Source organism: Nocardioides sp. Leaf307, from assembly GCF_001423135.1.
GTDB classification, from domain to species: domain Bacteria; phylum Actinomycetota; class Actinomycetes; order Propionibacteriales; family Nocardioidaceae; genus Nocardioides; species Nocardioides kribbensis.
Window position 1 is genome coordinate 635183 of sequence record NZ_LMNY01000001.1, and the last position, 14608, is coordinate 649790.

Genomic DNA, 14608 nt, shown 5'->3' on the forward strand with positions numbered 1-14608 from the left:
ATCGGCCACGGCCGGTCGGATCCGCGCAGAACCAGCCCGCGGGTCGCGGTCGGCGCCGGGGTCCGAGGAGGCTCGCGACGGGCGCGCCGGCGGCACGGACGAGGGTCCCGAAGGGTGTGCCGGCGGGGGTCCCGGAGTCGTCCGCATCACACGTCTCGATATCTGTCAAGCCCCGAAGGGGCCTCTGACCTGCGCAAACGTGTCAGACGACATTCTCAGGTCGTGTTAAGATAGAGGCCTAGGAAGGGGTACCTGACATATGACATTCACCGTCGGCGAAACGGTTGTTTACCCGAACCACGGGGCCGCAGTCATCGAGGACATCGAGATGCGGACGATCAAGGGGGAGGACCGTCAGTACCTCGTCCTTCGGATCGTGGCCCAGCAAGACCTGGTCGTGCGCGTGCCGGCCTGCAACCTCGACCTGGTCGGCGTCCGCGACGTCGTCGACAAGGAGGGCCTGGAGCGCGTCTTCGACGTGCTGCGGGCGGCCCACGTGGAGGAGCCGACCAACTGGTCGCGCCGCTACAAGGCCAACCTGGAGAAGCTGCACAGCGGCGACGTCATGAAGGTGGCCGAGGTCGTGCGCGACCTGTGGCGTCGCGAGCGCGACCGCGGGCTGTCGGCTGGCGAGAAGCGGATGCTGGCCAAGGCGCGCCAGATCCTCGTCTCCGAGCTGGCCCTGGCCGAGCACACCAACGAGGACAAGGCCGAGACCCTCCTCGACGAGGTGCTCGCGTCCTGAGCCCCGACCCGACGCGTCGGGTCACCCGCACCACCGACGAGGCCCCCGGGACCACCCGGGGGCCTCGTCGCGTCGCGAGCCGTCACGCCGGGCCCGGGACGCCGTACGGTGGGCGGTCATGAGCACCGCGCCGCACGACGCCGTCCCGGTCGTCCTCCCCGACCCCGACCCCGACGTCGAGCCCGAGCCCGCCCTCGGGGCGGTCGTCGAGCAGGGGCGCGGCTCGCTGCCCTACGCGCTCATCCACGGCGAGGCGCTGGTCGCCTGCGCCTCCTGGGCGCTCGGTGACGCCGGCATCACCGCCGTCGACCTCGGCACCGGCTGGGAGGGGGTCGCCGACGCCGGCGAGCCCTTCGTGCTCCACGACGCGCTGTGCCCGATGACCCCCGCGTCGTTCCTGGCCGCCTGCGTGCGGGCCGCCGTCGAGCGCGACGCCGTCGTGGTCGGCGTGACCGGGGGCTCCGAGGGACGCCCCGACGCCGCGTCGCCGGTGGTGCTGCCGGCCGCGGTGGTGGCGCAGGTCGCGCTCGGGTCGTTCGGCGACAGTCCCTCCGGACTCGTCGACGACGGCGACCTGGACGCGCTGGTGACGGCGCTGGAGACCCACCACGAGGTGGTCCGGGTCAGGGCGCCGACCGCGGGCCGTCGGGTGACCACGCGCGAGGACGTCGTACTGCTCGAGCGCGAGACCCGCCCGGCGTCGGCCGAGGGCTGAGGTCGCGCTGGGGCCGTCTACCGTGGGGCCCATGAGCCCGGCCGCGCGATCGACGCACCCACGGGGGACCGAGGCGGTGCTCGTCGTGGGCCGACGCGACGGCCTCGCCTTCGAGGCACTCCACGGTCGACCGCTCTACCTGCACGCCGCCACCTCGTTGGTCGCGGCCCTCGCCGGCACCGAGGTCCCGGTCACGCTCCTCGTGTCCGACGCGGACCACGCCCGGGTGGCCGCCGGGTGGTCGGGAGTCGTCTGCTCCTCCCGGGGCGGCGGTGCTGTCGAGGTCATGACCCAGCAGGAGTGGTGGAGCGCGCGCTCCTCCCGCCCTGCGGGGGCCCTCCTGGTGCACGACGCCCGGTGCCCGCTGGCCTCCGCGGAGCTGCTGCGCTCGGTGCTGGACCAGCAGCTGCTCGCCCCTGAGGTCTCGCTGGCGACCTTCCGCCCGGTCACCGACACGGTGAAGACGGTCGACGAGGGACGCATCGCCGGCACCATCGACCGCGAGCGGCTCGGAGCGCTGATCGTGCCGACGGTCGTGTCCGGCGCGGTCGTCGGGCGAGCACTGAGCGAGGGGGCGGTCCCGCCGCTCGACGACACCGCGGCCCTGGTCAGGTGGATGCGGGAGAGGGGCGACGTGGAGCTGGTCAAGGGCCCCTCCCTGGCACGCCGGGTCGACGACCGCTCCGCCGTCGAGCTGCTGGAGTGCGTCGACGAGCTCAGCCGCACCGTGCGGCACTGACCAGGGCGGCCGGCCCCGCCGTCAGCGGCGCAGGAGCTCGCGGAACTCGCCGAGGAACTTCACCGGCTGACGCAGCACCGCTCGCGGTAGCTGGCGGAGGAAACCGAGCGGGTCGTCGCCGGCGCGTCGCAGCATCCGGCCCGGCTTGCTGACCACGCGTTGCTCGAGGTCGACGACGTACGCCGGGAGGAGGGCCCGCTGCGAGAGCTCCAGGTGTCGACCGCACCGCGTGCACCGCACCGCGTCGAGGAGCCGGCCCGCGTAGTGCAGCTCGTGCACGGTCAGCTCCTCGCAGCTCTCGCAGCGCAGGGAGGCCTGCTCGACGCTCACTCGTGGTCACCCCCCGGCCAGAGGTGGCGCAGTGCCGAGCGTCGCGACGGCGGGGCGGCAGCGGGATCGGGATCGTGGGTGCCCGACAGGTCGTAGCCGGCCTTGGCGAGAAGGCGCTCGGCCAGGAACAGGTCCTCGGGGAAGGTGATCTTGACGTTGCGTGCGTCGCCCTCGACGCAGTGCACGGGCAGGTCGGTGTAGCGCTCCATGCAGCTGGCCGTGTCGGTGCCGACGAAGCCGTCGCGATGGGCGCGGCGGTAGGCCTCGAGCAGGGGAGCGGCTCGGAAGGCCTGCGGCGTCTGCACGGCGACGACGCGGTCCGGAGGCTCGCTGCCGGAGTCGAGAGCGGTCAGGTGCGCCTGCTCTCGCACCGGGAGTGCTCCGCCGTGCTCCCAGGCGGCGTCGACCACCGAGGCGAAGAGAGCCGTGCCGGCGAGGGGACGCGCGGCGTCGTGGATGACGACGACGTCGACCCGGCCGGCCTCGATGTCGGGCGCGAGTGCTTGGAGGGCCTCCCACTCGGAGGCGTGGCGGCTGTCGCCGCCGGTGACGATCGTGACCTCGGGGGGGCCGACCTCGCGACCCACGGCGGCGACGACGTCGTCGCGGTCGGCTTCGCGGATGACGATCACGGTGCGCTCCACCGACGCCAGCCCACGTGCCCAGCGCACCGCCCACGTGAAGACCCGGCGACCCGCGAGGGGCAGCAGGACCTTGTTGGTCTGGTAGCCGGAGCGGCGGCCCTCGCCGGCGGCCAGCATGACGACGGCGGCACGGGGAGCGGACACGTCCTGCGAGGACCGTCCGAGCGGACGGGAGGGGCGTGGTCGCACGCACGGAGCGTAGCGGTCACGTCGTCCTCCTCCCGATCCGCCCGGACGTCGTGCCGGGTGGGTCTGCTCAGCCCGCGACGAGCCGTCGCTGCAGGTCGCCCAGCGCCGGGACCTCGGCTCCAGGGGTGTCCATCGCCTCCTGGATGCGTCGCATCCGCACGATGAGCGAGGACTCCTCGAGGGCCACGTCGTCGTAGGTGAGGACATGGTCGACAGGGACGTCGCGGGTCAGCACGGCACCCGACAGCACCCCGAGCGGGACCAGTCCCTCCCGTGCGAAGTCCTCCGCGGGATCGATCATGCCCCGCACGGTCGCGCCGCCGATGCCGTCGATCCGCTCACCGGCCGACATGGCCCGCTTCGTCTGCGCGCCCACCTCCGCGGTCCAGTGCTCCGTGGTGAGGCTGGCACGCCCGTCGAGCACCATCTCGTAGACGGTGAGCGGCGCCTCGATGCTCGCCAGGTGGTAGGGCCGGTAGAGGGCGAAGTAGGGCCCGTCGCCCATCTGCAGGTAGCTCATCTCGTGGTGGACGTAGGGGTCCTCGGTGCGGATGACGACGAAGACGCCCGGTGCGACCGGGCCGGTGCAGTAGTCGACGACCCCGGCCTTCTCCAGGACGCCGCCGTCCTCGACGAGGGAGAACGTCTCGTGGAGGGTCGGCACGGTCGACGGCGGGCCGTGCATGCCGCGGGTGCTGACCCCCAGACCGGTGGTGTTGGCCAGCGACGCCATCTCGATCATGGCCTTCGACCCGTCGACGAAGCTGGTGAGCATCTTCGGGTTCATCTGCTTCGTCCCGGCGCGCTCGGCCAGCGACTCGGGGGTCGCGTACGGGTCGAGCGGGTTGTTCTTGCCCTTGCCGGCGCAGATGACCTCGAAGTTCAGGTCGCGTGCGTAGTCGACCAGGATCTTGGTCTCCACCGGCTCGTCGCCCCGGCACACAGAGTAGACGGCACCGGACTGGCCCGCGAGGTGGGTCAGGTAGCGGCCGACGGTGACGTCGGCCTCCACCGTCAGGGTGGCGACGTTGATCCCCGCTGCCAGCGCCTGGACCGCGACGTTGACGGCCACCTCGGGCACGCCGGTGGCCTCGACCACGACGTCCAGGGGCAGGGAGCCGAGGTCCTCGGGACGGGTGAGAGCGACGCTGCCGCCGGCCTCGACCACTCGGGCCGCGTCGTCGGGCCCGAGCGTCTCGACGGGGGTGATCCCCGCCTGGGTGAGGGCTTCCACCGCACGCTCGTGCTGGACGTCGACCACGGCGGACAGCGTGATGCCGGGCATGCGCAGCAGCTGGGCGGCGAAGCCGCGACCCATCTGACCCGCGCCGACGAGGCCGATGCGCAGCGGGCGTCCTGTCTCCTCCAGGCGGAGCTGGAGCCTGTCTCGGTAGCTCATGGGCTGCCTTCCTCTCCCGCGGTGCGGGTGATGCGGAACGTGTCGCCGACCGCGAGCAGGGGCAGGTCGCCCTTGCGCACGCAGACGTCGCCGGGCAGCTTGGCCTGGCTGCGTCCGTCGGCCTTGAGGTCGAGGTGACCCAGGTTGAGCAGGTTGTCGCCGACGACGTCACCGACGGCGAGGACCTCCAGGGAGGTGTCGCCGATGTGCACCGTGTCGCCGGGGCGGGGCCCGTCGACCGCGGTGCTCGCCGTGTGCAGCACGGAGATGTCGTGGAGCTCGGCGGGAGAGCCGTCGGCGAAGAAGATGAGGAGACCGTGGGCCAGGAAGGCTTCCACCTGGTCGCCGACCTGGGTCACGACCGACTCGTAGACCGTCGTGGTCGCGGGGCTGGTCACCGTCATGACTCCTGCACGTCCTCGGTCTTGACGCCCGAGACGAAGAGGTCCTCGGTGATGAACTGCGCGAGCGGCCCGGCCGGGCTCGTGGCGTGGATGTCGACCGTCTTGACCTTCTTCATCGGGTAGACCCCGACCCGCGCCGTCCCGCCGCAGTCGATGACGGCGACCGCGATCTTGTCGAAGGGCGCCGAGCTCTTGAAGCCGTCGAAGGCCTCGCCGCCGGTGAGCTCGGCGATGCGCTGGGCCACCGGGTGGATCCCGCCGCCGGTGATGGAGGCGATGAGGGGCTTCTCGCTGGTGGGCGTGATGGTGAGGGGCCCTCCCCATCCTCCCCGGCCCTTGCTGACCTTGACGGACTTGTAGTCGCTCATGGTTGTCCTTGTGTGTTGGTGGGGGTGGTGGGTCAGCTCGAGGCGCTGTAGAGGCCGAAGCTGGCGAAGTAGGCGATGACGACCGACAGCGGACCCGTCACCAGGCGTGAGATCAGCACGGCGGGTACGCCCACCTCGACGGTCTCCGGCTCCGCCTCGCCGAGGGCGAGACCGACGGGGATGAAGTCGCACCCGACCTGCGGGTCGATCGCGAACAGCGCCGGAAGCGCGTACTGCGGCGGGATGTCGCCCTCGCCGATGCGCGTGCCGAGGATGACCCCGACGACCTGGGCGATGACGGCTCCCGGGCCCAGGACGGGGGAGAGGATCGGGATCGAGCAGAAGACGCTGATCGCGAGCAGGCCGAGCAGGTTGCCGGCCAGCGGCTCCACGAGGTGGGCCAGCAGGTCGCCGAGTCCTGACTCCTGGATGATGCCGATCAGCACCGCGATGAAGGCGATGAACGGCAGGATGTTGCGGATGACGGTCTCGATCGTGTCGCGACCCGACTGGTAGAGCGTGTTGACGACTCCGCCGACGGACTTGCCGACACCGACCAGGGCGCGGTTCACGGCATCGACGCTCTTGCCCGAGCCGCCCTTGTTCGGGGTGGGGGTGGTGGTGCTCATGCCGCGACCTCCTGGGTGGTGCCGCGGCGCGAGAGCATCCGGGCGGTGATGAGCTCGGTCAGGATGCCGCGGATCAGGATCACCACGAGGCCGACCAGCAGGTAGCGGACCGCGAGGTCGCTGGTGCCGAGCCCCAGGGTGGTGATGCCGGCGGCGATGCCGAGGTAGACGAACAGCTCACCGGCGTTGGCGTGCGGGAAGATGCCGGTGATCGGGTGCACGAAGCTGACGGCCGAGTCGTAGAAGGCCGGCTTGTAGCGCTCGGGCAGGAAGCGCCCCATCGTGTAGCACATGGGGTTGGTGAGGAAGAAGACCGACAGCATGGGGAACAGCAGGTAGCGGACCGGGTACCACTGGACACCCGGCCGCGCGGCGTACTCGCCGAGCTTGTCGATGCGCTCGGGCCCGATCCAGCGGATGAGGGCGTTGACCGCGGTCAGCAGGACGATCAGGGTCGGCAGGATGCCGGTGACGAGGCCGACGAAGACCTCGCCGCCCGCCTGGAACAGCCCGATGAACCACTCGGCGCCGTGGGCCAGCGCGCCGAAGACGCCGGACGGCTCCTCGATCTGGGGATCGGCGGCGAGCGGCAGCAGGGCCGCGGCCGTGAAGGTGAATGGCATGATGGAACTCCTCGTCGAGTAGGCCTCCCTCAGGAGGGCCAGTCGGTGATGCTTGCCCGGCATCGTGTGTGTGGTCGGCGGGTGGGCCCGCTCGACCGAGGTGCCTCTCGCCGGCTCCGGGCTCCACCCCGGGTCCGGTGAGAGTGGTGCTGCTAGGCCGTGGCCCGAGCCGCCGTCCTGTCCCGCGCCCGCAGGAGCTCGACGGCCTGGCGGGCCGCGTCGCGCTGCTGTGTGGAGAGCGTGGGGAAGTCCTTGTCGCCGAGGACGTGGTTGGTCCTGGCGTCGATCAGCGCGGGCACCGGTCGGGCCCGGGCGAAGGTGGTGAAGCCGCGCAGCGTCAGTGCCTCGCGGATGATGCCGTGCTCGTCGACGGCGAGCGCGACGAAGGCGCGGCCGCCGCGGTAGCGCCGACCGGCCGCGCCGACGCTCACCGTGCCCGAGCGGCGCAGGTCCCGCACGGCGGCGTTGAAGGCCATCGACTGCTTGTAGGCGAGCAGCAGCTGCACGGCCCAACCGGCGACGACGGCGGCGAGGACGAGGATCCATGAAGCGGGCATCTCAGGCACCTCCGGTGCTGTCGGGGCGGGTGCGTGCGGCACTGATGAGGCCGCGCGCGAGGGTCTCGTCGCAGACGAGCGAGTCGATGAGGTGGCCGCGCAGTGCTCCCAGGACGCCGGGGATCTTGGCCCGGCCCCAGGTGACGCCCACGACGTGGGGGATCTCGAGGAGCGTGGGCAGGTCCACACCGAGGACGCGGTCGTCGACCGCGCCCTGGATCGGTCGGCCCTCGGCGTCGTAGTAGCGCGCGGCGACGTCACCGACCGGGCCCGCGGCCCAGAAGGCGTCGAGCTCGGCCGGGGCGAGGTTCAGGGACTCCAGGATCGCCGACGACGACCCGTGGGTCGGGGTGCCGATGCCCACCAGCGCGAGGTCGGCCCGGGCGGCCTCGGTGAGCGCGTCGGCGATCGAGGACTCGCCGAGCAGCGCGTCGCGTGAGCGTCGCGTCTCGAGGGTCGCCGGGGCGTGCAGGAACCGGTACTCGGCACCGAGACGCACGGCGAGCTCGCGGACCAGCTCCTGCCCGCTGATCTCGTTGCTGATCGATGACAGGCCTCCGACGAGCTGGACGAGGGAGAGGCGGTGGTGCTCGGTCTGGGCGGTCGTCGCGTAGACCATGGCCTGCAGGGCCTGGCCCCACGAGAGGGCCACGGTCATGGCGTCCTTGAGGTTGTCCAGCAGCAGGCGCGCCGCCTGGGTGCCGACCTGGTCCTCGATGCGCAGACCCGCCACGAGGCCGGCGTGGGCCACACGCACGTCACGCAGACCGAACCGGTCGCGCAACTCGTCCTCGAGGTCGTGGACGCGTCCCTCGGGGTCGTTGATGCGGATCTCGACGATGCCCTGGTTCTGCGCCTCGGTGAGCATGCGCGACACGTTGGACCGGCTCGTGCCCAGGGCGTCTGCGACCTGCGCCTGCGAGCGGCCCTGGACGTAGTACATCCGGGCTGCGGCGAGCAGCATCGCGGGATCGCGGGGAGTGGGCATGTTCACCTCTGTGCGGAAGGTCGATCACATATGTGCTCGATCATGTAAGCGTGTGAGCCGGGTCACGTCAAGGGTCGAACGTGATCATCTTGGGAACGGTCGGGCGCGGTCGGCAGGAAACGGGCCGCGGGGCGGGGGGATCCGGGCGTGGGCGCGACCGAGGGCGCGACCGCCCGGGTCGGGCGGTCGCGCCAGCGGCGGTCTCAGAGTGCGCCGTCGAGCCGGTGCTGGATCCTCTCGAGCAGCTGCGCGGCGTGCGCCCCGTCGGCCACCCGGTGGTCGACCGTCAGGCCTGCGTGGAGGGTCAGGGCCAGTCCGACGCCGCCGGGCACGGCGACCGGACGCTGTGCGATGCCGCCGAGGCTGAGCACGCTCGCCTGTGGCGGGGTGAGCAGTGCCTGGAAGCGGTCGACGCCCATGCCTCCGAGATTGGAGAGCGAGGCGTTGGCCACCCCCATGTAGCTCGGGTCGAGGCGTCCGGCGTGGGCGGAGGTGACGACGGCGCGGATCTCGCCGTCGAGATCCGCGGCGGTGTCGACGTCGGGCTCGGTGAACGTCGGGACCAGCAGTCCGCGGTCGGTGGCCACGGCCAGCGCGATCGACGGCGGCGTGGAGGGGCCGGGCCGACCGTCCTCCCACCGGCTGAGCAGCTCGGGCACCTCGCGCAGCGATGCGGCGTAGGCACGCAGCAGCACGGTGGTCCAGGACAGCCGCCCGCGGCGAGCGTCGGCGGCGTCGAGTCGCAGCTCGCGCCACACGGTGAACTGCGGCACCGCCGCGCTCGGGGCCATCGCGCGGGCCACGGCGACCCGGATCGCCGTACGCCGGTCCTGCGGGGCCTTGGCCGGCCGAGAGGCCGCGTCGGTCGTGCTCGGCGCCCGGGGGGCCGCGGGTGCGGGCCCGGCGGTCACGGCGGTCACGGCGGGCGTGGCGGGCGTCGGGGCCGCGGGGGAGTCCGCCGCCGAGGCGACGAGGGCCTCGATGTCGCCGACGCGCACGAGGCCCTCGGGCCCGGTGCCGGTGACGGCGCCGAGGTCGATGCCGTGCTGCCGGGCCAGGGCGCGCGCCCGCGGGACCGCGGCGGCCGGTCCGGCAGACGCTCCCTGGTCCGCCTCGGGCGGGGCGAGCGGGGCCCGGGTCTCCGCGGCTAGCGTGGTCGAGGGGGCCTCGGTGTCCGGGACGCCCAGGTCGCCGGGGTCCGTCGAGGGGGTGACCGGCTCGGGCTCCGGGTCCGGCTCGGACAGGAGGTCGCCGAAGGCGCCGCCGTCATCCTCTCCCTCGACCCAGGCGATCGGCTCGCCCACGTCGACCAGGCCGGTCTCGACCACGATCTCGACCAGGGTGCCGGAGACGGTGCTCTCGACCTCCATGTCGACCTTGTCGGTCATGACCTCGCACACGACATCGCCGGTCTCGACGACGTCGCCGACCTTGACCATCCAGGACGAGACCTCGCCCTCGGTCATGGTCATCGACATCTTGGGCATGCGGATGGCCAGTCGTGCCATCAGGACTCCTTCATGAGCGTCAGGGCCGCGTCGACGATGTCGTCGACCTGTGGCACGGAGGCGCGCTCCAGCTGTGGCGCGTAGGGGATGGGGGCGTCGAGGCCGCTGAGGCGGCGCACGGGAGCGAGGAGGCGGTAGAGCGTCGGGGACTCGGTGATGCGGGCGGCGATCTCCGCGGTGAAGCCGGCATGGCCCGGCGCCTCCTGCACGAGCAGGGCGCGCCCGGTCCGGGAGACGTCCTCGAGGATCGGGGCGTCGTCGAGCGGGGTGAGGGTCCGCGGGTCGAGCACGGAGACGTCCACGCCCTCGTCGGCCAGGACGGCGGCGGCGTCGAGGGCCCGGGAGACCATCACGCCGGTGGCCACGACGGTGAGGTCGGCGCCCCTGCGGTGCACCGCCGTCCGTCCGAGCGGGACGCGGAGCGGCTCGACGGGGACCGGCCCCGACGTGCGGTAGAGGAGCTTGTGCTCGAGGAAGATGACCGGGTTGGGGTCGTCGATGGCCGAGAGCAGCAGGCCCTTGGCGTCGGCGGGGGTGGCCGGCATGACCACCTTCAGGCCCGGCACGTGCGCGAACCACGCCTCGAGGCTCTGGGAGTGCTGGGCGGCGGCGCCTGTGCCGGAGCCGAGAGGGGCTCGCAGCACCATCGGCACGCTCGCCGCGCCCCCGAGCATGAAGTGGATCTTGGCGGCCTGGTTGACGATCTGGTCCATCGCCTGGTTGGTGAAGTCGGAGAACTGGATCTCGACGATCGGACGCATGCCGGCCAGTGCGGCGCCGACGGCGGCGCCGACGATGCCGAGCTCGGAGATGGGCGTGTCGCGGATGCGCTCGCCGCCGAAGCGGTGGAAGAGGTCGCCGCTCACGCCGAAGGCTCCGCCGTAGACGCCGATGTCCTCGCCGAGCATGAAGACGCGGTCGTCGGCCTCCATGGCCTGGCCGATCGCCTCGCGCACGGCTTCGGAGTAGGTGAGGTCGCGCTCGCCGGCGGTCGGTGCGCCCGGGTCGAGGGTGGTGCTGGTCATGGTCGTTGCTCCTGTGCGGTGGGGTCGGGTGGGCCGCGGCGGGTCAGGCCGGGGCGAAGACGGCGTCGAGGAGGTCGGAGGGGTCGGCGTCGGGTGCGGCGTTGGCGGCACGCACGGCCTCGCGCATGGCCTGCATGGCCTCGTCGCGCACGGCCTGCACGGCGGCCTCGTCGAGGAGCCCGCGCTCCTGGACGACGGCCTCGAACCGCACGATCGGGTCCAGGGCCCGCCACTCGGCGATCTCCTCCTTGGTCCGGTAGAGGTTCTTGTCGGACTTGGAGTGGCCCTTCCACCGGTACGTGACGTTCTCGACCAGGGTGGGTCCCGCGCCCGAGCGGGCCCGGGCGACCGCGTCGGCGACCGCGGCGTGGACCGCCTCGACGTCGTTGCCGTCGACCGTGACGCCCGGGATGCCGTAGGCCGAGGCACGGTCGGCGACGTGCGCGACCGCCATCGACTTCTCCGTGGAGAAGGACATGCCGTACTTGTTGTTCTCGCAGATGAAGACCACCGGCAGCTTCCAGATGGCCGCCAGGTTGACCGCCTCGTGGAAGGCGCCCTCGTTGGCCGCGCCGTCGCCGAAGAAGCAGGCCACCACGCGGTCCTCGCCGCGCAGCTGGTAGGCCAGCGCGGCGCCCGTGGCGATCGGGATGCCGCCCGCGACGATGCCGTTGGCGCCGAGGTTGCCGGTGGCGACGTCGGCGATGTGCATGGAGCCGCCCCGACCACGGCAGTAACCGGTCTCCTTGGCCAGGAGCTCGGCCATCATCCGCGTCAGATCGGCCCCCTTGCCGATGCAGTGTCCGTGCCCGCGGTGGGTGGAGGTGATGGCGTCGTCGCTGCGCAGGGCCATGCAGGCGCCGGTAGCCGACGCCTCCTGGCCGATCGAGAGGTGCATCGTGCCGTGCATGAGCCCGCGAGCGAAGAGGTCGTCGACCGCCTCCTCGAAGCGGCGGATGGTCCACATGGTCAGCAGCGCGTGACGCGCGCGTCCGGCGTCGGCGAGAGGGGCAGAGGTCACAGGAGGCTCCTTTGCACATATGTGCATATGTCAGTCACGGATGTTCAGACTGTAGGTGACCCAGGTCACCGCCCACAAGAGGTCGCCGCGCAGGAAGGGTTTTCACGCCCGTAACACGGCGAAACCGGCACCGAACACGCCAGACCTAGCGTCGACCGGGTGAAGGAGGCACCTCCATGGCGATGACTCGGCCCGCCGGAGGGCGCGGATGACCCCGCGTCCGGCACGCGCAGCCAGCCAGGACGAGTGGCAGCCGGTCTGCCGCGTCGTGGACCTGGAGGTCGACCGTGGCGCCACCGCGCTGGTCCACGGCCAGGCCGTCGCGCTGTTCCGGCGCGCCGACGACACCGTCTACGCCCTCGGCAACCACGACCCGTTCGCCAAGGCCTCGGTGCTCGCCCGCGGGATCGTGGGTCAGCGCTCCGGGGTGCCCTTCGTGGCCTCCCCGGCGCACAAGCACGCCTTCGACCTGCGCACCGGCCGCTGCCTCGACGACCTCGGGGTCTCGGTGCCGGTCTACTGCGTCAAGGTGCTCGACGGCGTCGTGCACGTCGGGCACCGCAAGGTCGACGCCGCCTGATCCGGCCGCCGCGGCCCGGGGTCACTCCTGCTGGTGGGCGGTCCGTGGTGTCGTCTCCTCGCCCAGCGCCTGCAGCAGCGCGGTGGCGACGGCCGCGACGCCCTCGCCGCGCCCGGTGAGGCCGAGGCCGTCGGTGGTGGTGGCCGAGACCGACACCGGCGCGCCCACGGCGGCGCCGAGCGCGGCCTGGGCCTCGGCACGGCGCGGGCCGACCTTGGGCCGGTTGCCGATGACCTGCACGGCGACGTGGGTGATGGTGAAGCCGGCCTCGCGGACCCGTCGCGCGGTCTCGGCGAGCAGCGTGGCCCCCGAGGCGCCGGCCCAGGCGGGCTCCGCGGTGCCGAAGTGGGAGCCGAGGTCGCCGATCCCGGCCGCCGAGAGCAGCGCGTCGCAGCAGGCGTGGGCGGCGACGTCGGCGTCGGAGTGGCCCTCCAGCCCGTGGGTCTCCTCGGGCCAGGACAGCCCGGCCAGGTGCATCGCGCGGCCCTCGACGAGCCGGTGGACGTCGGTGCCGATGCCGACGCGGGGTCCTGACGGGGGTTCGTGCACGCGATGATGATGCCTGAGCCACAATCAAGAGGTGGAACGCCCCCGTGACCTCTGGCCCCCGGCCGGCCTCGTCGCCGGCTGGGCCGGCCTGCTGACCAGCTACGCGGCGGCGATGCTCATGACCATCCGCGAGTCGCCGGTCGTGGCGATCGCGGAGCTGGTCATCCGCCTCACGCCCGGCCCGGTGGCCGAGCGGGCCATCCGCTTCCTGGGCACCTTCGACAAGCCCTTCCTGGTGCTCGTCATCCTGCTGCTGGTCTCGTGGCTCTTCTGGGGCACGGGTCGCCTGGCGCGCACCCGCTGGTGGGCGCCGGTGCTCGTCTACTCGCTGCTCGCGGCGCTCGCCGCGACCGCGGTGCTGCTCCAGCGCAGCGCCGGCTCGATCGACCTGGTGCCCGTCGCGGTCGGCTACGTCACCTGGGTGGTGTGCCTCTCGCTGCTCACCGAGCCGCTGCGCCGCGCCGAGCGGCTCACGGCAGCGGCCGCCGAGGTCGACGGCACCGACCCGGTCGCGCAGGGCGCCGACCGCGCGACGCGGCGTACGTTCCTGCTGCGGGCGGGGCTGATCGCCGGCGTCGGTGTCGTGCTCGGCGTGGCCGGGCGCGTCCTCGGCTCCGGGCGACGCCACGTGGAGGAGACCCGGCGGCTGCTGAAGCTCGACGGCGTCACGGAGCCGACGCTGCCGACCGGGGCGCGGCTGCCGGTGGAGGGCATCTCGTCGTGGATGACCCCGAACGACGACTTCTACCTCATCCACACCGCCATCGTGGTGCCGACCATCGAGCCGGTCGACTGGTCGCTGCGCATCCACGGGATGGTCGACCGCGAGGTCGTCGTGACCTACCAGGACCTGCTCGACAGAGAGACCACCGAGGCCTGGATCACCCTGAACTGCGTGTCCAACCCGGTCGGCGGCACGCTCATCGGCAACGCCTGGTGGAGCGGGGTGCGCGTCGCCGACCTGCTCGAGCGCGCCGGGGTCCAGGACGGTGCCGACTGCGTGCTCCAGACCTCGGAGGACGGCTGGAACTGCTCGACCCCGCTGGCGGCCCTCACCGACGGGCGCGACGCGATGCTCGCGGTGGCCATGAACGGCAAGCCGCTGCCCATCGACCACGGTTTCCCCGTGCGCACGATCGTGCCCGGGCTCTACGGCTACGTCTCGGGCACGAAGTGGGTCGTCGACTACGAGGTCACCCGCTTCGAGGACGTCGACGCCTACTGGACCCAGCGCGGCTGGGGCGAGATGGGCCCCGTGAAGATGTCCTCGCGCGTCGACGTGCCCGCCTCCGGGGCCGAGGTCGCCGCCGGCGAGGTCCGCTTCGGCGGCGTCGCCTGGTCGCAGCACACCGGCATCTCGGCGGTGGAGTTCAGCGTCGACGGCGGACCGTGGCTGCCCGCCGAGCTGGGCCGGGTGCCGAGCGACGACACCTGGGTGCAGTGGACGGGCACGGCCGAGGTCGAGCCCGGCGACCACCTCGTGCGGGTGCGGGCCACCGACGCCGACGGCCTCGTGCAGACCGCCGTCGAGCGCGACGTGCTGCCCGACGGGGCCACCGGCCTCGACGCCCGCGACTTCACCGCCTCCGCCTAGG

Annotated in this window: 18 protein-coding genes; 5 read left to right on the top strand and 13 right to left on the bottom strand. The window is 72.6% G+C overall.

Annotated features, from left to right (window positions below; translation table 11 throughout):
• Positions 1-259: 259 nt before the first annotated feature.
• From ASF50_RS02945 to ASF50_RS02955, 3 genes are all read left to right on the top strand, one after another.
• Entirely contained in the window at positions 260-745 is a 486-nt protein-coding gene (locus tag ASF50_RS02945) for a CarD family transcriptional regulator (RefSeq protein WP_056863477.1), read from the top strand.
• Between the two features lie 118 nt (positions 746-863).
• Positions 864-1460: a hypothetical protein gene (locus ASF50_RS02950; protein ID WP_056903435.1), complete on the top strand. Its 597-nt coding sequence runs from the start codon at positions 864-866 to the stop codon at positions 1458-1460.
• A 31-nt stretch (positions 1461-1491) separates the two neighbouring features.
• Positions 1492-2199 carry a 2-C-methyl-D-erythritol 4-phosphate cytidylyltransferase gene (locus ASF50_RS02955; RefSeq protein WP_082502705.1) on the top strand — a complete coding sequence of 236 codons (708 nt, stop codon included), beginning with the start codon at positions 1492-1494 and terminating at the stop codon, positions 2197-2199.
• Positions 2200-2220: 21 nt separating this feature from the next.
• Here the strand turns inward: ASF50_RS02955 and ASF50_RS02960 are convergent, their stop codons facing one another.
• From ASF50_RS02960 to ASF50_RS03015, 12 genes are all read right to left on the bottom strand, one after another.
• Complete coding sequence (locus ASF50_RS02960) at positions 2221-2529, bottom strand: hypothetical protein (protein WP_056863480.1); 309 nt, start codon at positions 2527-2529, stop codon at positions 2221-2223.
• Positions 2526-3317: an IspD/TarI family cytidylyltransferase gene (locus tag ASF50_RS02965; protein WP_228942833.1), complete on the bottom strand. Its 792-nt coding sequence runs from the start codon at positions 3315-3317 to the stop codon at positions 2526-2528. The genes ASF50_RS02960 and ASF50_RS02965 overlap by 4 nt, the downstream gene beginning before the upstream one ends.
• A 112-nt stretch (positions 3318-3429) precedes the next feature.
• On the bottom strand, positions 3430-4761 hold the full coding sequence (locus ASF50_RS02970) for an NAD(P)H-dependent oxidoreductase (RefSeq protein ID WP_056903437.1): 1332 nt from the start codon (positions 4759-4761) through the stop codon (positions 3430-3432).
• Positions 4758-5159: a PTS glucitol/sorbitol transporter subunit IIA gene (locus ASF50_RS02975; protein ID WP_162242360.1), complete on the bottom strand. Its 402-nt coding sequence runs from the start codon at positions 5157-5159 to the stop codon at positions 4758-4760. Before ASF50_RS02975 ends, ASF50_RS02970 begins: the two co-directional genes overlap by 4 nt.
• A gap of 2 nt (positions 5160-5161) precedes the next feature.
• Positions 5162-5533 (bottom strand): hypothetical protein, encoded by a 372-nt coding sequence (locus tag ASF50_RS02980; RefSeq protein WP_056863483.1) that lies wholly within the window; start codon positions 5531-5533, stop codon positions 5162-5164.
• A 32-nt stretch (positions 5534-5565) separates the two neighbouring features.
• The gene (locus tag ASF50_RS02985) at positions 5566-6162 is read right to left on the bottom strand and encodes a PTS glucitol/sorbitol transporter subunit IIB (protein ID WP_082500121.1); all 597 of its coding nucleotides are present in this window, start codon (positions 6160-6162) and stop codon (positions 5566-5568) included.
• Complete coding sequence (locus ASF50_RS02990) at positions 6159-6785, bottom strand: PTS glucitol/sorbitol transporter subunit IIC (RefSeq protein ID WP_082500122.1); 627 nt, start codon at positions 6783-6785, stop codon at positions 6159-6161. The genes ASF50_RS02985 and ASF50_RS02990 overlap by 4 nt, the downstream gene beginning before the upstream one ends.
• A gap of 152 nt (positions 6786-6937) precedes the next feature.
• Positions 6938-7342, bottom strand: a complete 405-nt coding sequence (locus tag ASF50_RS02995; protein WP_056863484.1) for a transcriptional regulator GutM — start codon at positions 7340-7342, stop codon at positions 6938-6940.
• A 1-nt stretch (position 7343) separates the two neighbouring features.
• On the bottom strand, positions 7344-8330 hold the full coding sequence (locus ASF50_RS03000) for a sugar-binding transcriptional regulator (protein WP_056863485.1): 987 nt from the start codon (positions 8328-8330) through the stop codon (positions 7344-7346).
• A gap of 203 nt (positions 8331-8533) precedes the next feature.
• Positions 8534-9838: a dihydrolipoamide acetyltransferase family protein gene (locus tag ASF50_RS03005; protein ID WP_056903439.1), complete on the bottom strand. Its 1305-nt coding sequence runs from the start codon at positions 9836-9838 to the stop codon at positions 8534-8536.
• A complete protein-coding gene (locus ASF50_RS03010; protein ID WP_056863487.1) occupies positions 9838-10863 on the bottom strand; it encodes an alpha-ketoacid dehydrogenase subunit beta in 1026 nt (341 codons plus the stop codon). Before ASF50_RS03010 ends, ASF50_RS03005 begins: the two co-directional genes overlap by 1 nt.
• Positions 10864-10906: 43 nt before the next feature.
• Positions 10907-11884: a thiamine pyrophosphate-dependent dehydrogenase E1 component subunit alpha gene (locus tag ASF50_RS03015; protein WP_200918988.1), complete on the bottom strand. Its 978-nt coding sequence runs from the start codon at positions 11882-11884 to the stop codon at positions 10907-10909.
• 208 nt (positions 11885-12092) lie between these two features.
• On the opposite strand from ASF50_RS03015, the gene nirD reads away from it, so the two are divergent.
• Complete coding sequence (nirD, locus tag ASF50_RS03020) at positions 12093-12464, top strand: nitrite reductase small subunit NirD (RefSeq protein ID WP_056863489.1); 372 nt, start codon at positions 12093-12095, stop codon at positions 12462-12464.
• Positions 12465-12485: 21 nt separating this feature from the next.
• On the opposite strand, the gene ispF is transcribed toward nirD, so the two are convergent.
• Positions 12486-13013 (bottom strand): 2-C-methyl-D-erythritol 2,4-cyclodiphosphate synthase, encoded by a 528-nt coding sequence (gene ispF, locus ASF50_RS03025; RefSeq protein ID WP_056903440.1) that lies wholly within the window; start codon positions 13011-13013, stop codon positions 12486-12488.
• A 31-nt stretch (positions 13014-13044) separates the two neighbouring features.
• Here ispF and ASF50_RS03030 point away from each other — a divergent pair, with 31 nt between their 5' ends.
• Positions 13045-14607 (top strand): molybdopterin-dependent oxidoreductase, encoded by a 1563-nt coding sequence (locus ASF50_RS03030; protein WP_056903441.1) that lies wholly within the window; start codon positions 13045-13047, stop codon positions 14605-14607.
• Position 14608 lies beyond the last annotated feature (1 nt).